Annotated in this window: 24 protein-coding genes; 14 read left to right on the top strand and 10 right to left on the bottom strand. The window is 71.7% G+C overall.

What is annotated here, in order from left to right:
• Window positions 1-18 precede the first annotated feature (18 nt).
• Entirely contained in the window at window positions 19-1,182 is a 1,164-nt protein-coding gene (gene nadA, locus AB0I21_RS40880) for a quinolinate synthase NadA (RefSeq protein ID WP_344506246.1), read from the bottom strand.
• A 65-nt stretch (window positions 1,183-1,247) separates the two neighbouring features.
• On the opposite strand from nadA, the gene AB0I21_RS40885 reads away from it, so the two are divergent.
• The 6 genes from AB0I21_RS40885 (at window position 1,248) to AB0I21_RS40910 (ending at window position 5,442) form a co-directional block, all read left to right on the top strand.
• Window positions 1,248-2,366, top strand: a complete 1,119-nt coding sequence (locus AB0I21_RS40885; RefSeq protein WP_360569054.1) for a glycerate kinase — start codon at window positions 1,248-1,250, stop codon at window positions 2,364-2,366.
• Window positions 2,367-2,514: 148 nt separating this feature from the next.
• Window positions 2,515-2,832 carry an iron-sulfur cluster assembly accessory protein gene (locus tag AB0I21_RS40890; protein ID WP_239136685.1) on the top strand — a complete coding sequence of 106 codons (318 nt, stop codon included), beginning with the start codon at window positions 2,515-2,517 and terminating at the stop codon, window positions 2,830-2,832.
• Between the two features lie 196 nt (window positions 2,833-3,028).
• Window positions 3,029-4,009 (top strand): carbohydrate kinase family protein, encoded by a 981-nt coding sequence (locus AB0I21_RS40895; RefSeq protein WP_360569055.1) that lies wholly within the window; start codon window positions 3,029-3,031, stop codon window positions 4,007-4,009.
• A gap of 86 nt (window positions 4,010-4,095) precedes the next feature.
• A complete protein-coding gene (locus AB0I21_RS40900) occupies window positions 4,096-4,494 on the top strand; it encodes a thioredoxin family protein (protein WP_360569056.1) in 399 nt (132 codons plus the stop codon).
• A 301-nt stretch (window positions 4,495-4,795) separates the two neighbouring features.
• Window positions 4,796-5,035, top strand: coding sequence for a hypothetical protein (locus AB0I21_RS40905; protein WP_360569057.1), 240 nt, complete (start codon window positions 4,796-4,798; stop codon window positions 5,033-5,035).
• Entirely contained in the window at window positions 5,032-5,442 is a 411-nt protein-coding gene (locus tag AB0I21_RS40910) for a DUF4395 domain-containing protein (protein WP_360569058.1), read from the top strand. Before AB0I21_RS40905 ends, AB0I21_RS40910 begins: the two co-directional genes overlap by 4 nt.
• A 549-nt stretch (window positions 5,443-5,991) precedes the next feature.
• On the opposite strand, the gene AB0I21_RS40915 is transcribed toward AB0I21_RS40910, so the two are convergent.
• Both AB0I21_RS40915 and AB0I21_RS40920 read right to left on the bottom strand, forming a co-directional pair.
• Window positions 5,992-6,207 (bottom strand): sulfurtransferase TusA family protein, encoded by a 216-nt coding sequence (locus AB0I21_RS40915; protein WP_344506251.1) that lies wholly within the window; start codon window positions 6,205-6,207, stop codon window positions 5,992-5,994.
• Window positions 6,204-7,340, bottom strand: coding sequence for an aminotransferase class V-fold PLP-dependent enzyme (locus tag AB0I21_RS40920; RefSeq protein WP_360569059.1), 1,137 nt, complete (start codon window positions 7,338-7,340; stop codon window positions 6,204-6,206). Before AB0I21_RS40920 ends, AB0I21_RS40915 begins: the two co-directional genes overlap by 4 nt.
• A 150-nt stretch (window positions 7,341-7,490) precedes the next feature.
• On the opposite strand from AB0I21_RS40920, the gene coxB reads away from it, so the two are divergent.
• Window positions 7,491-8,309, top strand: a complete 819-nt coding sequence (gene coxB / locus AB0I21_RS40925; RefSeq protein ID WP_360569073.1) for a cytochrome c oxidase subunit II — start codon at window positions 7,491-7,493, stop codon at window positions 8,307-8,309.
• 16 nt (window positions 8,310-8,325) lie between these two features.
• Window positions 8,326-8,769, top strand: a complete 444-nt coding sequence (locus AB0I21_RS40930) for a cytochrome c oxidase subunit 4 (protein ID WP_360569060.1) — start codon at window positions 8,326-8,328, stop codon at window positions 8,767-8,769.
• Window positions 8,770-8,817: 48 nt separating this feature from the next.
• Here AB0I21_RS40930 and AB0I21_RS40935 read toward each other — a convergent pair whose 3' ends face one another.
• From AB0I21_RS40935 to AB0I21_RS40960, 6 genes are all read right to left on the bottom strand, one after another.
• Window positions 8,818-9,354: a phospholipase gene (locus AB0I21_RS40935; protein WP_360569061.1), complete on the bottom strand. Its 537-nt coding sequence runs from the start codon at window positions 9,352-9,354 to the stop codon at window positions 8,818-8,820.
• Window positions 9,355-9,431: 77 nt separating this feature from the next.
• On the bottom strand, window positions 9,432-9,632 hold the full coding sequence (locus tag AB0I21_RS40940; RefSeq protein WP_344506255.1) for a hypothetical protein: 201 nt from the start codon (window positions 9,630-9,632) through the stop codon (window positions 9,432-9,434).
• Window positions 9,633-9,681: 49 nt separating this feature from the next.
• Entirely contained in the window at window positions 9,682-10,455 is a 774-nt protein-coding gene (locus AB0I21_RS40945) for a hypothetical protein (RefSeq protein WP_360569062.1), read from the bottom strand.
• A gap of 387 nt (window positions 10,456-10,842) precedes the next feature.
• A complete protein-coding gene (trpD, locus tag AB0I21_RS40950) occupies window positions 10,843-11,886 on the bottom strand; it encodes an anthranilate phosphoribosyltransferase (RefSeq protein ID WP_344506257.1) in 1,044 nt (347 codons plus the stop codon).
• Window positions 11,887-11,888: 2 nt separating this feature from the next.
• Window positions 11,889-12,281, bottom strand: a complete 393-nt coding sequence (locus AB0I21_RS40955) for a hypothetical protein (protein WP_344506258.1) — start codon at window positions 12,279-12,281, stop codon at window positions 11,889-11,891.
• Complete coding sequence (locus tag AB0I21_RS40960) at window positions 12,278-13,246, bottom strand: cytochrome c oxidase assembly protein (protein ID WP_360569063.1); 969 nt, start codon at window positions 13,244-13,246, stop codon at window positions 12,278-12,280. Before AB0I21_RS40960 ends, AB0I21_RS40955 begins: the two co-directional genes overlap by 4 nt.
• An 87-nt stretch (window positions 13,247-13,333) precedes the next feature.
• Between AB0I21_RS40960 and AB0I21_RS40965 the strand changes: the two genes are divergently transcribed.
• The 5 genes from AB0I21_RS40965 (at window position 13,334) to AB0I21_RS40985 (ending at window position 18,466) form a co-directional block, all read left to right on the top strand.
• On the top strand, window positions 13,334-13,933 hold the full coding sequence (locus tag AB0I21_RS40965) for a heme-copper oxidase subunit III (protein ID WP_360569064.1): 600 nt from the start codon (window positions 13,334-13,336) through the stop codon (window positions 13,931-13,933).
• Between the two features lie 76 nt (window positions 13,934-14,009).
• Entirely contained in the window at window positions 14,010-14,876 is an 867-nt protein-coding gene (locus AB0I21_RS40970; RefSeq protein WP_360569065.1) for a cytochrome c, read from the top strand.
• On the top strand, window positions 14,873-15,967 hold the full coding sequence (locus AB0I21_RS40975) for a ubiquinol-cytochrome c reductase iron-sulfur subunit (RefSeq protein WP_360569066.1): 1,095 nt from the start codon (window positions 14,873-14,875) through the stop codon (window positions 15,965-15,967). Before AB0I21_RS40970 ends, AB0I21_RS40975 begins: the two co-directional genes overlap by 4 nt.
• A complete protein-coding gene (locus AB0I21_RS40980; protein ID WP_360569067.1) occupies window positions 15,964-17,601 on the top strand; it encodes a ubiquinol-cytochrome c reductase cytochrome b subunit in 1,638 nt (545 codons plus the stop codon). Before AB0I21_RS40975 ends, AB0I21_RS40980 begins: the two co-directional genes overlap by 4 nt.
• Before the next feature lie 157 nt (window positions 17,602-17,758).
• Entirely contained in the window at window positions 17,759-18,466 is a 708-nt protein-coding gene (locus AB0I21_RS40985) for an MBL fold metallo-hydrolase (RefSeq protein ID WP_360569068.1), read from the top strand.
• Window positions 18,467-18,535: 69 nt separating this feature from the next.
• On the opposite strand, the gene AB0I21_RS40990 is transcribed toward AB0I21_RS40985, so the two are convergent.
• On the bottom strand, window positions 18,536-19,378 hold the full coding sequence (locus AB0I21_RS40990) for an alpha/beta fold hydrolase (protein ID WP_360569069.1): 843 nt from the start codon (window positions 19,376-19,378) through the stop codon (window positions 18,536-18,538).
• Window positions 19,379-19,446: 68 nt separating this feature from the next.
• Between AB0I21_RS40990 and AB0I21_RS40995 the strand changes: the two genes are divergently transcribed.
• Window positions 19,447-21,387, top strand: coding sequence for a S9 family peptidase (locus tag AB0I21_RS40995; RefSeq protein ID WP_360569070.1), 1,941 nt, complete (start codon window positions 19,447-19,449; stop codon window positions 21,385-21,387).
• Window positions 21,388-21,424: the final 37 nt, after the last annotated feature.

Raw genomic sequence — 21,424 nt, forward strand, 5'->3', positions numbered from 1 at the left:
GTGACGGGGTGGTCGGCGTTACGGCAGGGCGAGCATCCGGTCGAGTGCCACCCGGGCGTGGTGCGCCGTGTCCGCGTCGACGGTGATCACGTTCGGCACGCGACCGGCGACGAGCTCCTCCAGCGCCCACACGAGGTGCGGCAGATCGATCCGGTTCATCGTCGAGCAGTAGCAGACGTTGCGGTCCAGGAACATGATCTGCTTGTCCGGGTGCGCCAGCGCCAGCCGGCGGACCAGGTTGAGCTCAGTGCCGACCGCCCACGCCGAGCCGGCCGGCGCCGCCTCGATCATCCGGATGATGTACTCGGTCGAGCCGACGTGGTCGGCGGCCGTGACGACCTCGTGCTTGCACTCGGGGTGGACCAGCACGTTGACGCCCGGCACCCGCTCCCGCACGTCGCGCACGCTGTCGAGGGTGAACCGGCCGTGCACCGAGCAGTGGCCGCGCCACAGGATCATCTTCGCGTCGCGCAGCTGCTGGTCGGTCAGCCCACCGGCGGGCTTGTGGGGGTCGTACAGCACACAGTCGTCGAGGCTCATGCCCAGCTTCAGCACGGCGGTGTTGCGGCCCAGGTGCTGGTCAGGCAGGAAGAACACCTTCGAACCCTGCTCGAACGACCACTTCAGGGCCGTCTCCGCGTTGGACGACGTGCACACGACGCCGTCGCGGCGGCCGACGAACCCCTTGATGTCGGCGGTCGAGTTCATGTAGGTCACCGGCACCACGTCACCGGCGATGCCCAGCTCGGTGAAGTGGTCCCAGGCCTTCTCCACCTGCACGAGCGCGGCCATGTCGGCCATCGAGCAGCCGGCGGCCAGGTCCGGCAGCACGACCTGCTGCCGGTCGGAGGTCAGGATGTCGGCGCTCTCGGCCATGAAGTGCACGCCGCAGAACACGATGTATTCCGCGTCGGGCCGGGCGGCGGCCTCCCGCGCCAGCTTGAACGAGTCGCCGGTCACGTCGGCGAACTGGATGACCTCGTCGCGCTGGTAGTGATGGCCCAGCACGAAGACGCGGTCGCCGAGGGCGGCCTTGGCGCGCCGGGCGCGCTCGACGAGGTCGGGGTCGCTCGGTGCGGGCAGGTCGCCGGGGCACTCGACACCCTTCTCGGTGTCAGGGTCGGTGCCGCGGCCCAGCAGCAGGAGCGCGGTGGCGGTTGACGACGGTTCAGCCCAGGTCACCCTTCGATCGTCCCACGCGTGCGGTACCGCGGAACTGTGACCTAGCAGACGTGCACAATGTCCGGATGCGTGTCCTGGTGTGCCCCGACAAGTTCGCCGGCACGATCACGGCCGTCGACGCCGCCGAGGCCTTCAGCGCCGGCTGGCTCGCGGCCAGGCCCGGCGACGAGCTCGTCCTGCGGCCGCTGTCGGACGGAGGTCCGGGTTTCGCGGGTGTACTGGCGGCGGCGCTGCCGCACGCGCGCGTCCTGACCGTGCCGGCCACCGGCCCCCTCGGCCGCCCGGCCGAAGGGCACGTCGTGCTCGACGGGACGACCGCCTACATCGAGAGCGCCGAGGTCTGCGGCCTGCACCTGCTCGCCGACGCCGAACGTGATCCGAAGCACACCACCACCTTCGGGCTCGGCACGCTGCTGCTCGCCGCGGTCGAGGCCGGCGCCACCACGCTCGTCGTCGGGCTCGGCGGCAGCGGCACCAACGACGGCGGCGCCGGGCTGCTCGCCGCCCTGGGCGCCGCGCCGCTGTCCCCGTCCGGCTACGCGCTGCCGTTCGGGGGCGCCGCGCTGACGGAGTGCGCCTCGCTCGGCGGTACACCTCGGCTGCGCGACGCCAGGATCGTCGCCGCCACGGACGTGGACAGCCCTCTGCTCGGGCTGCACGGCGCGAGCGCCGTCTACGGCCCGCAGAAGGGCGCGACCAGGGAGGACGTCTTCCTGCTCGACGCCGCGCTGACCCGCTGGGCCGGCGTCCTGCAGGCCCTGCCGACCGCCCCCGCCGGCCTCGCCGACCAGCCCGGCGCGGGCGCCGCCGGCGGGCTCGGCGCCGCCCTGCTCGCCCTCGGCGGCCGTGTCACCTCCGGCATCGGCCTGGTCCGGGAGCTGACCCGCCTCGACGCCGAACTGGAGGAGGTCTCCCTGGTCGTGACCGGTGAGGGCGCCTTCGACGAGCAGTCGCTGCGCGGGAAGGTCGTGGCCGGTGTGGCGAACGCCGCACGCGACCTCGGCGTGCCCTGCGTCGTGGTCGCCGGGCGCGTCGACGCGGGCCGCCGGGAGGCCGCCAGCATCGGCGTCACGGAGACGCATTCCCTGGTCCAGCACTTCGGCAGCGCCGCCGAGGCGCTCGCCCGACCGGCCGACGGCCTGCGGGAACTGGGCGAACGGCTGGCTCCGCAGTGGAGCCGCTAGCACGAAACCGTGTCACTATGAGAGGGAATGCCGTCGGTCGCCTCCGCGTTGGCAACCGGTGGAACCGTAGACATCACCGCAGGGAGCCTTGATCGTGACCGCTTCTCCGAAGTTTGCCGAGCCTGTTCAGACGGACAACCCGGCCGGCATCGGCCTCACCGCGGATGCCGCTGTCAAGGTGAAGGGCCTGCTCGAGCAGGAAGGGCGGGACGACCTGCGACTCCGCGTCGCCGTCCAGCCCGGCGGCTGCTCCGGCCTGCGCTACCAGCTGTTCTTCGACGAGCGTTCGCTCGACGGGGACAAGGTCAGCACCTACGACGGCTTCGAGGTCGTCGTCGACCGCATGAGTGTGCCCTACCTCACCGGCGCGACGATCGACTTCGCCGACCGGATCGACGCGCAGGGCTTCACCATCGACAACCCCAACGCCCAGGGCTCCTGCGCCTGCGGCGACTCCTTCCACTAGTTCCCGGCTCATCCCAAGGCCGCTCTCCGACCCCTGGAGGGCGGCCTTTGGTGCTTTTCCGCTCGCTTCCTGCTCTCTTCCTGCTCCTGCAGGGCGGCCTTTTGGTGCTCTTCCTGAGCTTTCTGTGGGGTGTCCGCGCTGGCTGGACCGGGACAGTAGTCTGTTCAGGCCCTGCCGTCTTGAGACCGAGGTTTCCATGAAGATCGTCGTCACCGGCTCGATCGCGACCGACCACCTGATGCACTTCCCGGGCCGCTTCGCCGAGCAGCTCCTGCCCGACCAGCTGCACAAGGTCTCGCTGTCGTTCCTCGTCGACGACCTGACGGTCCGCCGCGGCGGCATCGCGCCCAACATCGCGTACGGCATGGCCCTGCTCGGCCTCGAGCCGATCCTCGTCGGTGCCGTCGGCGCCGACTTCGGCGACTACCGCAGCTGGCTCACCCGCCACGGCGTCGACTGCGACTCCGTCTACGTGAGCGAGATCGCGCACACCGCCCGGTTCGTCTGCACCACCGACGACGACATGTGCCAGATCGCCTCGTTCTACGCCGGCGCCATGTCCGAGGCCCGCAACATCGAGCTGTCCCCGGTCAACGACCGGGTCGGCGGCATCGACCTCGTCCTCATCAGCGCCAACGACCCGGTCGCGATGGTCCGGCACACGGAGGAGGCCCGCGCGCTCGGCGTGCCCTTCGCCGCCGACTGCTCGCAGCAGCTCGCCCGCATGTCCGCCGACGAGATCCGCAAGCTGATCGACGGCGCCGCGTACCTGCTGACCAACGACTACGAGAAGGAGCTCCTCGAGTCGAAGACCGGGCTCACGACCGAGTCGCTGCTGGACAAGGTCGGCGTCCTCGTCACCACCCTCGGCAAGGACGGCGCCCTCATCCGCGGCCGCGACCTGCCCGCTGAGATCCACGTGCCGGTCGCCAAGGGCGTCGTCGCCAACGACCCGACCGGCGTCGGCGACGGCTTCCGGGCCGGATTCTTCTCCGCCCTGTCGTGGGGCCTGGGCCTGGAGCGCGCCGCGCAGGTCGGCTCGATGGTCGCCGCCCTGGTCCTCGAGACCGTCGGCCCGCAGGAGTACGAGATCCTGCCCGCCGAGTTCACCAAGCGCATCGCCGAGTCGTACGGCGACGCCGCCGCGGACGAGATCCGCGCGTACCTCCCCGCCTGACTCTCCCTTCCCGGGCTCCCCGTTGGGGCTTCCCGGCGCCGAACCATCCCTATCGGTGTAGTAGGTACGGGCGTACAGTTGCCGCTGTGACGATCGTGGTCGTGGCGCTGCTCGCCCTCGCGACCGTGGCGGGCCTCGTTTACCGGGCCCGCTACGGCCGCCTCCGCGCGGCCGGGGGCGACCTGCCCGCGGGCCTGCTCTCCCCGGCCCGCGACACCGTCACCCTGCTGCAGTTCTCCTCCGCGACGTGCGCCCCCTGCCGCCAGGTCCGCGCCGTCTGCACCGACCTCGCCACCAGCGTCTCCGGCGTCCGCCACGTCGAACTGGACGCCGAGGAACACCTCGACGCCGTCCGTGAGCTGGGCATCTGGCGCCTGCCGACGCTGCTCGTCGTGGACCCGCACGGCACCATCGCCCGCCGCACCGTCGGCGTCCCCGACCGCGCCACCCTCCATGCCACCGTCACGGAGGTCCTGGCCGCATGACCTCCGCCCCGCCTGGCACCGCCGCCGGCCGCGCCGTCGCCATCACCGCACCCGACTGCGCAGCTCTCCGCGCCACGGTCACGAGGGTCCTGCCCGCATGATTCCCGTCGTCCGGGGCACCCGCGCCCGCCACACCGTCGCTGACTGGGCCTCCTTGCGCGCCATCGCCACGCCGGTCCTGGCCGTATGGCCCTTGACGCGGGACCCTCGCAGCCCGCACGGTGCCGTTGCTCGTCACGCCCCCGGCGCCCGCGTCCCCGACCGCGCCGTCCTGCGCGCCACCCACGGAGATCGTGGTCGCATGACCCCCGACCTCTGCGGTGCCACCACCCGCCGTGCCACCGCCAGCTGGGCTTCCCGACGGGCCGCCGCCACCGAGATTCTAGCCGTATGGCCCCCGCTGGGTGCCTCCCGCGGCCCGCGCAGCGCCCTCTCCTGCAGCGCGATTCCCCGCCGCGTCATCGCCCACCGCGCCATCGGTGTCGGCCTGCCCGACCGCGCGCTCCTGCGCGCCACCTTCCCGGAGGTTCTGGCCACATGACCCTCGACCCGCGCGGCCCGCGCTTCTCCGCCGCCCTCACCACGGTTGTCTTCGTGATCGTCCTGCTCACCGGCAGCGGCTGGCTCGCCCTCGCCCAGGCGGCGATCTTCGCCGTCGGCGCGTACGACCCCCGCCTCACGCCGTACGGGCTGCTCTACCGCTACCTGGTCGCCCCGCGCCTCGCGCCGCCCGTCGAGCGGGAGGACGGTGCCCCGGTGCGCTTCGCCCAGGCGGTCGGCCTGCTCTTCACCGTGGTCACCGTCGCCGGCTACCTGTCGGGCGTCACCGTGCTCGGCGTCGTCGGTGCATCGTTCGCGCTGGTGGCGGCCTTCCTGAACTCCGCGTTCGGCCTCTGCCTGGGCTGTGAGGCGTATCTGCTGATCAAGCGCCTCCGCCCGGCGCAGTAACCCGATCGAGTCACCCGATCGCGCCTTCGCCCAACGCGCGCCCGACGCGGCTGCCCAGGGCCTTCGCCCGACGCAGCTACCCGGCGCAGCCACCCGGCGCGGTCGGTCAACCCAGCCGCCCGACGCAGTCGCCTCAAGCGGTCGCTCGACGCAGTCCGCCCAGCATGGTCGCTCAGCCGCCCGTGGCAGCCGCCCAGCGCCTTCGCCCAACGCAGCTGCCCAGTGCGGTCGCCCGACGCAGCCGCCCGACGCAGCCGCCCGACGCAGCCACCCGGCGCGGTCGGCCAACCCAGCCGCCCGACGCAGCCCGCCCACCGTGGTCGCTCAGCCACCCGACGCAGGCGCTCGGCGCGGTCGACCTACGCCCAGCTCGGTAACCCTTCGTCCAACGCAGCAGAAACCGATCGCGTCCCGCCCGAGCGCGGCGGACCCGATTCGGATGACCCGGTGACGGGCCTCCGCTGTTCCTTGACCGTACCCCAGGCATCCAAGTTGATGTTCGGCGTCGCTACTGTCCGTAGCATACCGGTCGTCGGGAGCGTGGTCAGGTCAGCGGAGCTCGACGGTGTGGCGGGTGTCGTCGGTGGAGATGAAGGTGTGGCCGCGCAGGCGGCACCACGCGGGGATGTCGACCGCGGCTGCCGGGTCGTCGGCCAGGACCTCGATGCGCGTGCCCGGAGGCTGCGTCGCGGCGAGTTTCGCCAGCATGATGACCGGCAGCGGGCAGCGCTTGCCGAGGGCCTCGACCACCAGCGGCGCGCTCACATGCCCACCTCGGCCCGCACGTCGGCGACCAGGCCGGGCAGCACCGCCAGGAAGCGGCGGACGTCGTCGGCGGTGACTCCGCTGTGGAGCGAGACGCGGACGTTGCCGTGGGTGAGGACGCCCATGGCGGCCAGGACGTGCGACGGCTGGAGGGTGTCGGCGGTGCAGGCGGAGCCCGACGACACCGCGAACCCGGCCCGGTCCAGGGCGTGCAGGAGGACCTCGCCGTCGACGTACAGGCAGGAGAAGGTCACGATGTGCGGCAGCCGCTCGACGGGGTCGCCGACGATCTCCACGTCGGGGACGGTGGCGGCGACCGTGGTGCGGATCTCGTCGACGAGGGCGCTCAGCCGGACGGCCTCGGCCGCCGCCTCGGCGTGCACGGCCCGTAACGACGCGGCGGCGGCGACCACCGCCGGCACGTCCGCGGGCGGCTCCCACGGCTGCTCCCAGCGGGTGCCCTTGCGCACGGCGAGGACGCCCACCCCGGCCGGCCCGCCCCACTTGCGGGCGCTGCCGGCCAGCAGCGACCAGCCCGTGGGCAGCGGCGCGTGACCGATCGACTGGGCGGCGTCGACCAGCAGCGGCACGCCGGCCGCGGCGCACAGCGAGGCGGCCGCCTCGACCGGTTGCAGCGTCCCCACCTCATGATTCGCGCTCTGGACCGCGGCCAGGGCCACTTCCGGCGAATCCAGTGCCTTCTGGAGGGCGTCCAGGTCGACCCGGCCGGTCAGCGACACCGGCACCGCGGTGGCGTCGGCGCCCGCGGCCTTGATGACCGCGGAGTGCTCGACGGCGCTGTGCACGACGCGGCGCAGGTCGCGGGCCTTCCTGACGCCGCTGACGGCGCGCCGGACGGCGTCGGTGCCGCCGGCGGTGAAGTGCAGCTCGTCGGGGCGGACGCCGAGGACGTCCGCGACGGTCGCCCGGGCCGCGTCCACCAGCCGGCGGGCCCGGCGGGCAGGGGTGTAGAGCTTGCCGGGGTCGGCCCAGCCGTCGTCCAGTGCGGCCAGAAATGCTTGCCGCGCAACGGGATGCGGCGGCATCGCGGTGGCCGCGTCGAAGTAGACACCCACCTGGGCAACGCTATCGCGAGCCGGACACTGCCACCCCAAGCCGGGCGGACCACTCATGGTCGAGTACGCTCGCCAGCGTTGGTGAGGCTTGCCGCGTGACGCATCCGTAAGACGGGCAGCGCGGCGCTGCTAAGGAGGCAGGAGCAGGTGGTCTCAAAGGGTTTGAGCCCCGCGCGCGCCGTCGGGCTCGCCGTCTCGGCCGTCGCGGTGACGACCCTGCTCGCCGGGTGCTCCGTCGACGACGCGTTTGCCGGGTTCGGTTGGCCGAAGGGCATCACCCAGCAGGGCGATCGCATGTACGACCTGTGGATCGGGTCCGTGGTCGCCGCGCTCGTGGTCGGTGTCTTCGTGTGGGGCCTGATCTTCTGGTGCGTCGTGCGGTACCGCAAGCGCGGCGACGAGCTGCCGCCCCAGACGCGGTACAACATGCCGTTCGAGATCCTGTACACGGTCGCGCCGTTCGTGGTCATCGCCGTGTTGTTCTTCTACACCGCGATCATCCAGACCGACGTCGACCGGCTGTCGAAGAACCCGGACGTCAACATCGAGGTCATCGCCTCGAAGTGGAACTGGCAGTTCGTGTACAGCGACACCAAGGGCCCGGACGGCAAGCCGATCACGACGGTCGGCGCCGACGACTACATCCCGGTGCTGGTGCTGCCGGCGGGCAAGTCGGTGCAGTTCAAGGAGACCTCGCGCGACGTCATCCACTCGTTCTGGGTGCCGGACATCCTGTTCAAGCGGGACGTCATCCCCGGCGTGGAGAACAGGTTCGAGATCAGGCTGAAGGACAACGCCGCCGGCGCCTACGTCGGCCGGTGCGCGGAGCTGTGCGGCACGTATCACTCGATGATGAACTTCGAGCTGCGGGTCGTGTCGGCCGAGCAATACACCCAGTACCTGGCCCTGCGGACCGACGGTAAGAGCACCCCGGAGGCCCTGGCGCAGATGGGCTTCCCGAACCAGGGCTACGCGACCAAGACGCAGCCGTTCGACACCGACCGCACCAAGCGGTCCTCGAGCTGAGAAAGGGCGCACGGCGATGAAGTCAGAAGGACGCTTGTTCTTCGTGCTCGCGTTGTTCGTGTTCGCGATGGCCGCGCTCTACGGCTGGTGGACCAACGTGGCCCCGCACGAGCAGACCGGACACCGCGGTGTCGAGTGGATCGGCGTGGTCGCGCTGGTCCTGTCGGGGCTGCTGCTCACGATGATCGGCAGCGCGCTGTGGCTGATCTCGCGCCGCATCGAGCCGCGTCCCGAGGACCGGCCCGAGGCGGAGATCCACGAGGGCGCCGGCGACCTGGGCTTCTTCAGCCCGGGCAGCTACTGGCCCGTCGGCATCGCGCTCGCCGCGGCGACCGCCAGCATCGGCCTGGCGTTCGACCAGTGGTGGCTCGTCGCGGTCGGCCTGGTCTCGGTCGTCGTCGCCACCTGCGGGCTGATGTTCGAGTACTACACCGGCAGCCGGCGCGGCGCCGAGCACTGAGGCACTGAGGTTCGTCGAGAGAAGGGGGCCCCTGGTGGGCCCCCTTCTTCATACCCTGGACTTGGCGGCGGCGAGCTCGCCGCGCTCCTTGAGGTCCGCGGCGCGCTGCAGGTCGCCGTCGCTGACGACGAGGTTCCCGAACGCGGAAACGGCCTGGTAGTACGTCCACGCGAGGCTGGTGCAGGCCGGCCGGACGAACGCGTTGTACGTGGCGCACTTGGCCTTCAGGTCGCGGTAGAACGCGTCGTCGATGCGGGACTTGTTGGCCGGGAACTGCCCGACCGCCTTGTAGTTGCGGTAGCCGAAGTCGTGCCGCTGGCACGACAGCCGGAAGTCGAAGCCGAGCGGCTGGTCGGGGCTGCTGGAACAGTAGTCGGTGGACCAGTCGAAGCCGTAGGCGGCCCAGTCGGACTGGCGCTGGCGGGCGGTGTTCCAGGCGTTGTAGCTTGCGGCGGTCGGCTGCGACCACGACGACATGACGGCCAGCTTCTCGTCGATGCCGGCCGCGGCGGCGGGGGATGCGGTGGTGACGATGCCGGCCACCGCGCAAGCGAGCGCGAGGCCGGCGGCGCGCCGGAGATTCATGGACAGATTGTCCAGCCTCGATGTGTACCGGCGGGGAACTTGCGCCGAACGGTATCCACGGAGAGCTGAACGGTCGTTCAGGCCGCTTTCCGCCGCTGCCGGAGGATCACCCGCGAGCGGCGGTCCATCAGCAGGATGACCGGCGCCACCACGATCGCGGCGCCGCAGGCCGTGCAGGCCCGGTCGGGGCAGGTCGCCCGCGGGTGGTCGGGGCACGCCGGCTGTTCGAAGATCCGCTGCCGGGCGCAGGTGTCGCAGTGCAGCTCCATGCGGGTCACGCTGCCACCGCCGGCCGCCCCCGCCAGGGACGGCCCGCGGCGTGTCACATCACTTTTCGGTAGCGCTCGGCCTCGGGGCCCGGGTGGGGCTGGGGATCGCCTTCGCGGCGGGCTTGGCCGAGGCCGTCGCCTTCGCGGCCGGCTTCGCGGTCGGCGGCAGGAACGCCTCGTCGCTGACGCTGGGGGTCGTGTACTGCAGGGTGAGCTGCGTGTACTTCCCGGCGTCCGTGGTGCCCTCGAAGTACGCCAGCAACCCGGCCGGGTTGACGCACGCCGTCTCGGTGCGGATGCCGCGCGCCGTCACCGACACGCACTGGGCGTCGCCGCGCTTGGAGGTGCCCGTCCGCACCTCCTCACCCCGGGCGATCGTGGCGAGCCTGCCCATCGCCGCCTCAGGGGCCATGAACTCGCCCCCGAACGCGTCGCTGATGTCCTTGGCCTGGGAGGGGGACATCGTGTCCGCCCCGGGGCCTTCGTCGCACTGAGGGACCGGCTGAGGGCTCTTCCTGGCCTTCGGGGACGGCGAGGGGGTCACGTTCCGGCACAGGTAGGTGCCGTCGGGCGTCGCGATGTACGTGACGCCGAACCCCCGGTAGGCCCGTCGCGGCATCGACTGGGAGACGACGACGCCGGCCCCGGCGGCGGTCTGGTACTGGATCGTCGCGTCCGTCTGCAGCCCGAGCACCAGCCTGGACGCGAGACTGTCGACCAGCTCGAGGGCGGGGTTGGCGGCCTCCGCCTGCTCCTGCACCGGTGCGCCGCACGACTTCGCCATCATGCCGGCGAACCCGAGCGTCAACGCCCCGGCAAGGACCGCCGACACCAGCGCCTTTTTCTGCGAGTTGGGAGTGTTGGCCACGTTTCGTCAACGCCCCGCACCGCTTCCGGGTCACGCTGCAATGCCGCCCCACCGCTGGCGCGGCGGGTCCCGGCGGGGATTCTCACCCGCACCCCAATGCGCCGCTGCGCGGCGCACTGCCAGCGCTCCCGCGCGGCAGGACCGCGCGTGCGCGCCGCATTCGGTGGGTGCTCCTTGGATTTGATGGGCTCTCGCGGAGCGGCATCCCTTGGGATGGGGTCAATGAGCGGACGTGCCGCCCAGACCGGGTCCAGCGCCGCGACCCGCTATGTGACGAGGGGCGCGACGTGCCTGGTCATCGGTGTGACCGGATGACCAGGCAGCACGCATGGCGGGTGCTCGCCGCGACGGTCAGGGTTTGAACGCGGCCCAGCGGGTGACGAGGGCGGTCGCGGCGCCCGAGTCGACGGCGGCCGCGGCGCGGGCGATGCCGGCGCGGAGCTGGTCGGGCAGGCCCGTGGGGGAGAGGCCGTCGCGGGCGGCGATGGCGGCCGCCGCGTTGACCAGGACCGCGTCGCGGACCGGGCCGGTCTCGCCGGCGAACATGCGGTGCGCCACCGCGACGTTGTGGGCCGGGTCGCCGCCGCGCAGGTCACCCGGGGCGGAGCGGGGCAGGCCCAGGTCGGCCGCGTCGAGGACCGTCTCGGTGACCGAGCCGCCGCTGACCGCCCACACGCGGGTGGGCGCGCCGGTGGTGAACTCGTCCAGGCCGTCCTCGCCGCGGACGAGCAGCACGGAGAAGTTGCGCTTCGCCAGTACCGACGCCATCACCGACGCCATGCGCGTGTCGAAGCACCCGACGGTCGCCGCGGTCGGCTGCGCCGGGTTGGTGAGCGGGCCGAGGAAGTTGAAGACCGTCGGCACGCCCATCTCGCGGCGGGTGGCCGAGGCGTGGCGCATGCCGGGGTGGAAGCGGGCCGCGAAGCAGAAGCCGATCCCGACCTCCTGCACGCAGCGGGCCACCTCGTCGGGGCCGAGGTCGATGGTGACCCCGAGCGCCTCGAGGAGGTCCGCGGCGCCGGTGGAGGAGGAGGCGGCGCGGTTGCCGTGCTTCACGACCGGCACGCCGGCGGCGGCGGTGACGATCGCGGCCATCGTGGAGATGTTGACGGTGTTGGCGCGGTCGCCGCCGGTGCCGACGATGTCGACGGCGGCGTCGCGCTGGGCGTCGGTGAGCGGGACCTTCGGCGCGATGGACAGCATCGTCTCGGCGACGCCGGCCACCTCGGTGATCGTCTCACCCTTGGCGCGCAGCGCGACGACGAACGCGGCGATCTGGCTGGGCGTGGCCGAGCCGGCCATGATCTCGCCCATCGCCCAGCCGGTGTCGTCGTTGGACAGGTCCTCGCCCCGGAGCAGGGCGTTGAGCAGCTGGGGCCAGGTCCGCTCGCCCATGCTCAGCCCTGGACGGGGAGAGAGCGCAGGAGGTCCGACACCGTCTTGCCCGTGGTGACCGGGTCCAGCGGATACATGATCGTGCCCTCGACCCGCGCGTAGGACGCCAGCCAGCGGTCGGCGGCCCGGGCGATCGCCAGGACGACCGGCGGCGGGTCGGTGATCTCGTCCTTGAGCTGGCGGGCGATGCCGAGACCCCCGCCGGGGGTCGCCTCGCCGTCGAGGACCAGCAGGTCCACGTCGGTGTCGTCGACGAGCCTGACGACCTCCGCGTAGGTGGAGGCGTCGACGAACTTCACCGTGAGGTCGGCCGCGGGACGGCTGCCGATGGCGAGCCGCATGCGGTCGCGGACCTCGGGATCGTCGCTGTACAGCAGGACGGTGTGCTGTGTCATGTGCGCGCTGCTCCTCGTGTGGCGGGTGCCTCGGGGATCGTACCGTCATCGGTGATGGCGATGCCGGTGCGGGCGGACCACTCCTGCTCCTCGGCCCGCTGCCGCTCCTCGCGGTCGAGGCGCCGGTCGATCCGCTTCGCCTCCCGGTCCGACTGGCGCATCCACTGCACGACGAGCACGGCGAGCATCGTCACGGAGACGAACTCCCCGCCCGCCCACAGGACCCCGCCGGCGACGACCTGGTCGTGCACCGGGTCGGCCCAGGCCAGGCCCAGCGACGGATACCAGTCGCCGCCGAGCAGCTCCTTGCTCTGCATGATGGTCAGCCCGAGGACCGTGTGGAACGGCGTCGACAGGAACATCAGCAGCGCCCGCGCCGGGTACGGCCAGCGCCCCGGCAACGGGTCGAGGCCGATCAGCGGCCAGAAGAACAGGCAGCCCACGGCGATGAAGTGCGCGTGGGTCAGCTCGTGCACCCAGCCGTGGCGCATCGTCAGCTCGTACAGGCTGGTGAAATACAGCACGAACGGCGTCACGACGAAGAAGCCGAACGCCACCAGGGGGAATGCGAGGATCCGCGCCGCCCGCGAGTGCACCACGGTCAGCACCACCCGCCGGCCCCGCGGCGGCAGCGTGCGCAGCGCGAGGGTGACGGGCGCGCCGAGGGCGAGGAAGATCGGCGCGATCATCGACAGCATCATGTGCTGGATCATGTGGACGCTGAGCAGCGTCGTGTCGTAGCGCTCGACGCCGGACATGGTGACCGCCGCGATCGAGCCGAGGCCCGGCCCGAGGAAGAGCACCACCCGCGCGAGGGGCCACGCGTCGCCGCGCCGGCGCAGGCTCAGCACGCCCGCGAGGTACACCCCGGCGGCGACGACCAGCAGCAGCGTCAACCACGACACGTGCACCGTGCCGAGGATGCCCGCGACGGACGGAGGCCCTGGTTCTGCAGCTCGCAACACGTGCACAGCCTATGCCGGAGGCCGAATCGTCCCTCTCTGGTGGACCCCGTGAAAAGTCGCTGATGATCGGGGGGCAATAATGACGGCGTGACTGCGGCCCCAGCGATTGCCAAGAGCCAGATCCACTCACTGACCAGGCCCAACATGGTCAGTGTCGGGACGATCGTGTGGCTCTCCAGCGAGTTGATGTTCTTCGCGGCGCTGTTCGCGATGTATTTCTCGATCCGTGCGGCGGCTCCTGAGCTGTGGCACGAGCACACCGAGGTCCTCAACGTCTGGTACGCGTTGACCTTCACCACCATCCTGGTGCTGTCGTCCATCACCTGCCAGATCGGCGTGTTCCGCGCCGAGCGCGGTGACGTGCACGGCCTGCGCCGGTGGTTCGCGCTGACCTTCGTGATGGGCCTGATCTTCGTGCTCGGCCAGGCCAACGAGTACGTGACCCTGGTCTCCGAGGGCGTGAAGATCAACGGTGACGGTTACGGCTCGATGTTCTACCTGACGACCGGCTTCCACGGCCTGCACGTCACGGGCGGGCTCATCGCCTTCATCATCTATCTGATCCGTACCACCATGGGCCGGTTCACCCCCGCCCAGGCCACCGCGGCGATCGTCGTGTCGTACTACTGGCACTTCGTCGACGTGGTGTGGATCGCACTGTTCGCGATGATCTACTTCCTGCAGTAGGAGTCCGGGCCGCGTCACGCTCCCGGGACCACCACTTCTCCTCCACGACTTAGGTGATGATCACAAAGGTGAGGCCATGACTTCTGAGCAGAGCAAGCGGCCGCTTGCCCGGCTGGTGCCGGGTGGCGCGCGCGCGGCGCGAGGCAAGCTGCGCCGGCGGTTGTCGGCGGCTGTGCGCCTGGTCGCGGCGCTCACGATCGTCGGCGGCCTCTACACGTCATACGCGCCCGGCGTCGGCCGCGCCGAGGACACCGTGAAGCTGTCCGACGCGGCGGCCGAGGGCAAGGCGATCTACGAGGTCAGCTGCATCACCTGCCACGGCCGCAACGCCCAGGGCGTCGAGGACCGGGGACCGAGCCTCGTCGGCGTCGGCTCCGCCGCGGTGGAGTTCCAGGTCAACACCGGCCGCATGCCGCTCGCGCGCCAGGAGGCGCAGGCCGAGCGCAAGCAGCCGCAGTTCAACGAGGAGCAGGCCGCGCAGCTGGGCGCCTACATCCAGGAGCTCGGCGGCGGTCCGCAGCTGCCCAGCGCGGCGAGCCTCGACGAGCAGATCAAGCAGGCCCGGGGCGACGACAAGATCCTCGCCCACGGCGGCGAGCTGTACCGGGTCAACTGCTCCTCGTGCCACGCGTTCTCCACCGGCGGCGGCGCGCTGTCGTCCGGCAAGTTCGCCCCGTCGCTGGAGCACTCGACCAACCGCGACATCTACGCGGCGATGCTGACCGGCCCGCAGAACATGCCCGTGTTCGGCAACAACCAGCTGAGCCCGGACGACAAGGCCGCGATCATCGCCTACATCCAGAACCTCAACAAGAGCCAGGCGAGCGACCCGGGCGGCTGGAACCTCGGCCGGTACGGCCCAGTGCCCGAGGGCCTCGTCATCTTCCTCGTCGGTATCGCGGCGCTCGTGTTCGCCACGCTGTGGATTGCAGGGAAGTCATGACCACCCACCACCCGTCTGACGACGAGTTCGACGCGAGTGACGCGTCCCTGACCAGGTTCGACCTGGTCAGGGAGGGCGCCCGCCGCGACGGTGTCGAGATCGTGCACTACGCGCCGCGGTTCCCGGTCCCGGGCACCCGCGCGGAGCGCCGCATCGAGCGCGTCCTGGCGTTCCTGTTCCTGCTCACCGGCCTGGCGTCGACCGCGTTCGTGGTCGCCTACATCGCCTGGCCGTGGAAGTACGGCGAGGGCGACGCGACCTACCGCGACCTCTACCCGTATTACACGCCGGTCCTCGGCGCGACGCTCGGCCTGGCCCTGCTCACCCTGGGCCTCGGCATCGTCGTGTGGAGCAAGAAGCTCCTGCCCGAGGAGGTCTCGATCCAGGAGCGGCACGACGGCCCGTCCGACAGCACCGAGCAGGTCCTGACCGCGGCGACGATCCTGAACATGGGCGACGAGCTCGGCCTCAAGCGCCGCCGCTTCGTCGGCATGGCGTTCCTGGCCGGCGCCGCCCCGCTCGGCGCGGTCGCGGGCGCGCTGCTCGTCGGCTCGCTGATCAAGGCCCCGACGCAGGACGGCGAGAACGTCTTCTTCAACACCGGCTGGGACCCGAAGCACAACGACGGCAAGCCGGTGCGCCTCACCCACGAGGACGGCACCCCGATCCGCCCCGCCGACGTCAGCGTCGGTGGCCAGATCACCGTCTTCCCGGGCATCCCGCACGGCGCCACCAACAAGTGGGCCGACTCGCCGACGCTGCTCATCCACCTCCGTGAGACGGACGCCGAGGCGACGCTCAAGAACGTCAAAGAGATCAACAAGGGCTCCCAGTGGCAGAACTTCGTGGCCTACTCGAAGATCTGCACCCACGCCGGCTGCCCCGCCAGCCTGTACGAGCAGCAGACCAACCGCCTGCTGTGCCCGTGCCACCAGTCGCAGTTCCAGATCACGGACAACGCGCGGCCCATCTTCGGTCCGGCCAGCCGCGCCTTGCCCCAGCTGCCGATTACGGTGGACGATGAGGGGTACTTCATCGCCACGCAGGACTACAAGATTCCGGTCGGACCGGCCTTCTGGGAGCGGCCATGAAACGGCGCAAGATCGACGTCCGGGCTCTCCCGGCCAACTCCGCCAAGGCACTCGACGAGCGGTTCCAGGCGGCCACCCCGCTGCGGCGGCTGATGAACAAGGTCTTCCCCGACCACTGGTCCTTCCTGCTGGGTGAGATCGCGCTCTACTCGTTCATCGTCCTGCTGCTCAGCGGCATCTTCCTCGCCCTGTTCTTCGACCCGTCGCTGCGCGAGGTCGTGTATGACGGCAGCTACGCGCCCCTGAAGGGCGTGGAGATGTCGCAGGCGTACAACACGGCGCTGCACATCTCGTTCGACGTGCGCGGCGGCCTCTTCATGCGCCAGATGCACCACTGGGCCGCGCTGCTGTTCATGGCCGCGATCGTGGTGCACATGTTCCGGGTCTTCTTCACCGGCGCGTTCCGCAAGCCCCGCGAGGCCAACTGGATCGTCGGCGTCCTGCTCTTCTGGATGGGCTTCCTCGAGGGCTTCGGCGGCTACTCGCTGCCTGACGACGCGCTGTCCGGCACCGGCCTGCGCATCGCCAGCGCGATCATGCTGTCCATCCCGATCGTCGGCACCTGGGTGACCACGTCGCTGTTCGGTGGTGAGTTCCCGGGTGAGGTCATCCTCGACCGCCTCTACATCGTGCACGTGCTGCTGGTCCCGGGCGCGCTGCTCGGCCTGATCAGCGTGCACATGGGCCTGCTGGTGAAGCAGAAGCACACCCAGTGGCCCGGCCCCGGCCGCACCAACAACAACGTGGTCGGCGTGCGCATGTTCCCCGGCTTCGCGGCCAAGGCCGGCGGCTTCTTCATGATCGTGTTCGCCATGACCGCGGCGCTCGCGGGCCTGTTCCAGATCAACCCGATCTGGCTGTTCGGCCCGTACAAGGCGGCGGTCGTCTCGGCGGCGAGCCAGCCCGACTGGTACGTCATGTTCCTCGACGGCTCGACCCGTCTCTTCCCGGCCTGGGAGATCCGGTTCGACTTCTTCTACGGTGACGGTTACACCATCCCGCCGATCTTCTGGCCGACGGTGGTGCTACCCGGCATCCTGACGATGTTGCCGATCTTCTATCCGTTCATCGAGGCCAGGTTCAGCAAGGACAAACGGGTCCACAACCTCCTGGAGCGCCCGCGCGACAACCCGCTGCGGACCGCCCTGGGCGCCATGGCCATCGCGTTCTACGTGGTCCTGCTCATCTCCGGTGGCAACGACGTCCTCGCGGACAAGTTCCACATCAGCCTCAACGCGATGACGTGGGCCGGCCGCATCGGCATCCTGGTGCTCCCGCCGCTGGCGTACTACGTGGCGTACCGGGTGGCTCTCGGCCTGCAGCAGCACGACCGCGAGGTCCTCGCCCACGGCGTGGAGACCGGCATCATCCGCCGCCTCCCCGACGGCAAGTTCGTCGAGATCCACCAGCCGCTGCCCTCGGGCAACGGCCACGCCCCCGCCGAGGAGGCGCACGGCGAGGCCCACGGCCTCGACTACGCCGGCTGGGTCGTGCCGAAGAAGATGAACCGCCTCGGTGCCCTGGCCCCGACGGTGAAGGGCTTCTTCTACCCGATCGAGAAGGCCGGCCCGGCCCCCAAGCCGCGCCAGGTCGCCGAGGACCGTGACCGCGAGGAAATCACCAGCGGCCACTGACCCCGATCCCGTGCGAAACCCCCGGCTCCCTCCCGGAGCCGGGGGTTTCGTCATGTCAGGACCGCGAATGGGAACCTCGCGGGAGTTCGCCGGTAGCGGATCCGCTGTGGGCGGACCGCTCTGGGCCCCGGCACCCGGTCGGGCCTACGGTCCGGGGATGGACCTGGTCGAGCTCCTGCCCGAGCGTCTCTATCAGTTCGCGTTCCCCGTCGGGCACGCGTACCTCTGGCGCGGCCCCGACGGGCTGACCATCGTCGACACCGGGCTGCCGGGATCGGCGCCCCTGATCGCGGCGGCCATCGAGTCCCTCGGGCTCGACCGGCGCGACGTGCGGAACCTCCTGCTCACCCACGCCCACCCCGACCACACCGGTGCCGCCGCGGACATCGCCGCCTGGGGCGACGTCACCGTCCACGCCCACGCGGGCGACGCCGAGGCCGTCCGGGGCAGGGCCGCGGTCCCGCCGCCCGTGCTCGACGGCTGGGAGCGCGACCTGTACGAGCAGGTCCACGCCACCCTGCCCGACGCCCCGGCGCCGCCGGCCAGGGTGGACCGGGAACTGCGCGACGGCGACGTCGTCGACCTCGGCGGCGGGGTGACGGCCACGGCCGTCGAGGTGCCGGGGCACACCCCGGGCAGCGTCGCGTTTCACCTGCCCGGCCCGGGGGTGCTGTTCACCGGCGACACGATCGCCAGGGCGCCCGACGGCACGGTCATCCCGGGTGTGTTCAACGCGGACCCCGGCCGGGTCGCCGAGTCGTTCCGCCGGCAGGCCGCCCTGCGCCCGGCGACGGTCTGCTTCGGACACGGCGCCCCGCTCACCGACCAGGCGGCGAGGCTCCTGACGGACGCCGCACCGCGGTGAGCAACCTGGCCGGCGCCGTACTGCGGTAGAGGCCGACGCCGCACCGCGTAAAGGCCGGCGGTGGGTGCGCTACAGGGTGGCGGCCCAGGCGGCGACGCGGGCGGCCAGGGGAGTGCCGTGGCGGGCCCAGGTGAAGTGGTCGATCGGGGAGCCGGCGTCGGCGGCGGAGTAGTGCTCGCGGACGACCGCCGCCGCGGACAGCTTGGCGGTCAGCCGGTCGACGGTGGGCGCGGGCGTGTACCGGTCGGCCTCCATGTCGACGGCCAGGACCGGAAGTCGTACACCTGCCAATGACGCCTCGACGTCGACGCCGTCCAGCGCGGGATAGCGGCCGGTCCGGGCGGTGTGTGCCCAGCCCTGGATGACCGGGCGGGACTGGCGGCCGCCGAAGCCCCAGCCCGGCCACACGCCGAGGACCGTCGAGGCGGCGGCGATCGCCTGCGTGAACGCGAGCGTGCCGGGCCCCGTGAAGCCCGGGTAGCAGCGCCAGTAGGGCAGGCCGACCGCGAGCAGGGCGAGGCCGTCGACGCCGGGGTCCAGGCCGGCGGCGTGGCGGACGGCGAGGTGCAGGGCGCAGACCTGGCCGCCGAGGGAGTGGCCGACGAGCAGCGTCCGGCGGCCGGCGCGGCGGGGCTTCAGGACGTCCAGGACGGCCTCGACGTCGGTGGTGAGCTCGGCGAGGCCGTAGCGGGAGGACCGGGACGGGCGCGGGGTGCTGTCGCCGGTGCCGCGCAGGTCGGCGACGACGACCTCGACGCCGCCGGCGTTCAGGGCGGCGGCGAAGTGCCGGTAGTAGCGGGCCGGCACGCCCATCGCGGGCCACAGCACCGCGAGGGTGGGGGCGTCGTCCGCTGGATACGCGTGCAGCGCGACGCGATCGGCGCCGCGATCAAGAAACTCCACGGACTCCATGGATTCGTAGGGTAGAGGTAGGAGGTTACTGGCGAGTAAGAAGTGTGACTCAGACTACTGTGCGGGGCGTGAAGCCAATCGATCTGTCCCAAATGCGCCTCCCCGGCGCGCCCGCGGTCAGCCCGGACGGCACGATCGCCGTCGTGCCGGTGTCCCGGCTGGAGTTCGCCGCCGACTCGTACACCTCCCAGCTCTGGCTCGTGCGGACCGACGGCGGCGCCGAACCCACCCAGCTCACCCACGGGTGGCACGACAGCGCGCCGCGGATCTCGCCGGACGGGCGGTGGCTGGCGTTCCTGCGGGCGACGAAGGCGGTGGGGAGCCGGGCGGGCGGCCCGAAGGCCGAGCACGACAGCGCGCCGCAGCTGTGCGTCATGCCCCTGGCCGGCGGCGAGCCGCGCCGCCTCACGGACCTGCCGCTGGGCGCCGGCACGCCGGCCTGGTCACCGGACAGTACCCGGTTGGCGTTCTCCGCCCGTGTACCGCAGGACGGCCGCTACGGCACGGGGAAGACCGACGACGGCGAGACGATCGGCGCGGACGGCGAGCCACCCCGGCGGATCACCCGCTACTTCTACCGGGTGGACGGCCTCGGCTTCCTCCTGGACCGGCCGGCCCACCTGCACGTGGCCGACCTCGACGGCACCGTGACGCAGCTGACCGACGGGGAGCTCGGCCACGGCGACCCGGACTGGAGCCCCGACGGGCGGTCCCTGGCGTTCGTGTCGGAGCGGCACGACACGAGGGGCGACGACTTCGCGTCCGACGTGTGCGTGATGCCCGCCGGCGGCGGCGAGATCCGGGTGCTGACGGACACCACGTACAGCGCCGGGCTGTGCCGGTGGGCGCCGGACGGGCGGTCGGTCGTCTTCACCGCGAACCTGGCCGGCGAGGGCCGCGTCGACCCGGTGATCCGCAACGAGTCGCTGTGGTCCGTGCCCGTCGAGGGCGGGCCGGCCCGGCAGCTGCTGGACGCGGAGGCGTACACCCTCGCCGCGCCCGGCGGTGACATCGCCGCCACCGAGCGCGGGGTGCTGTTCACCAACGAGCACCGCGGGGCCGTGCAGCTGCTGCGCGTCCCGTACGACGGCGGGACCCCGGAGATCGTGGTGGACGGGCCCCGCCAGGTGGCCGGCTTCTCCGAGGCCACGGACGGCACGCTGGTGACGACGATCGCGGGGCCGGCGGACTGGGGCGAGGTCTACGCCGGCGACACCAGGCTCACCGGCTTCTCCGCCGGCGTCACCGCGCTCGAGCAGGTCGAGCTGACCGCGACCGCACCGGACGGCTACCCGGTCCACGGCTGGGTGGTCAGGCCCGCCGGCGACGGCCCTCACCCTGTGCTGCTGATGATCCACGGCGGGCCGTTCGCGCAGTACGGGTGGCGCCTCTTCGACGAGGCGCAGGTCTACGCGGGCGCGGGCTACGCGGTCGTCTACGGCAACCCGCGCGGCTCGTCCGGCTACGGCGAGGCGCACGGCCGGGCGGTCCGCGGCAACGTCGGCGAGGTCTCGGCCAGGGACCTGCTCGCCCTGCTGGACGCGGCACTGGAGGCCGACGACCTCGACGGCGACCGGGTCGGCGTGCTCGGCGGGTCGCACGGCGGGTTCATGACCACCTGGCTGGCGGCCCGGCACGGCGACCGGTTCAAGGCCGCGGTCTCCGAGCGAGCCGTCAACGCGATCGACAGCTTCCAGGGCAGCTCCGACATCGGCTGGCTGTTCGCGGACTCGCTCTACGGCGCGAACGGCGGCTCGTTCGAGCAGCAGAGCCCGCTCACGTACGCCGGAAAGATCGAGATCCCGGTGCTGATCATCCACTCGGAGCAGGACTGGCGGTGCCCCGTCGAGCAGGCCCAGCGGCTGTTCGTGGCGTTGAAGCGGCGCGGCACGCCGGTGGAGCTGCTGCTCTTCCCGGGGGAGGGGCACGAGCTGTCCCGGTCCGGACGGCCGTCGCACCGGGTGGCGCGCTTCGACGCGATCCTGGAATGGTTCGGCCGGCACGTGTGAGCTGACCGTAAGGAGTGGGGGCGGTCCGTGAGGACCG

The sequence above is a fragment of the Dactylosporangium sp. NPDC050588 genome, assembly GCF_040654975.1.
Lineage (GTDB): Bacteria > Actinomycetota > Actinomycetes > Mycobacteriales > Micromonosporaceae > Dactylosporangium > Dactylosporangium maewongense.

Bases quoted from the DNA above. Each gene is read 5' to 3' on its own strand.
- AB0I21_RS40885 (WP_360569054.1), top strand. From the start codon at position 1,248: ATGCGTGTCCTGGTGTGCCCCGACAAGTTCGCCGGCACGATCACGGCC.
- AB0I21_RS40895 (WP_360569055.1), top strand. From the start codon at position 3,029: ATGAAGATCGTCGTCACCGGCTCGATCGCGACCGACCACCTGATGCAC.
- AB0I21_RS40905 (WP_360569057.1), top strand. From the start codon at position 4,796: ATGACCCCCGACCTCTGCGGTGCCACCACCCGCCGTGCCACCGCCAGC.
- AB0I21_RS40910 (WP_360569058.1), top strand. From the start codon at position 5,032: ATGACCCTCGACCCGCGCGGCCCGCGCTTCTCCGCCGCCCTCACCACG.
- AB0I21_RS40920 (WP_360569059.1), bottom strand. From the start codon at position 7,340: ATGAGTGGTCCGCCCGGCTTGGGGTGGCAGTGTCCGGCTCGCGATAGC.
- AB0I21_RS40930 (WP_360569060.1), top strand. From the start codon at position 8,326: ATGAAGTCAGAAGGACGCTTGTTCTTCGTGCTCGCGTTGTTCGTGTTC.
- AB0I21_RS40935 (WP_360569061.1), bottom strand. From the start codon at position 9,354: ATGAATCTCCGGCGCGCCGCCGGCCTCGCGCTCGCTTGCGCGGTGGCC.
- trpD (WP_344506257.1), bottom strand. From the start codon at position 11,886: ATGGGCGAGCGGACCTGGCCCCAGCTGCTCAACGCCCTGCTCCGGGGC.
- AB0I21_RS40955 (WP_344506258.1), bottom strand. From the start codon at position 12,281: ATGACACAGCACACCGTCCTGCTGTACAGCGACGATCCCGAGGTCCGC.
- AB0I21_RS40970 (WP_360569065.1), top strand. From the start codon at position 14,010: ATGACTTCTGAGCAGAGCAAGCGGCCGCTTGCCCGGCTGGTGCCGGGT.
- AB0I21_RS40975 (WP_360569066.1), top strand. From the start codon at position 14,873: ATGACCACCCACCACCCGTCTGACGACGAGTTCGACGCGAGTGACGCG.
- AB0I21_RS40980 (WP_360569067.1), top strand. From the start codon at position 15,964: ATGAAACGGCGCAAGATCGACGTCCGGGCTCTCCCGGCCAACTCCGCC.
- AB0I21_RS40985 (WP_360569068.1), top strand. From the start codon at position 17,759: ATGGACCTGGTCGAGCTCCTGCCCGAGCGTCTCTATCAGTTCGCGTTC.
- AB0I21_RS40990 (WP_360569069.1), bottom strand. From the start codon at position 19,378: ATGGAGTCCGTGGAGTTTCTTGATCGCGGCGCCGATCGCGTCGCGCTG.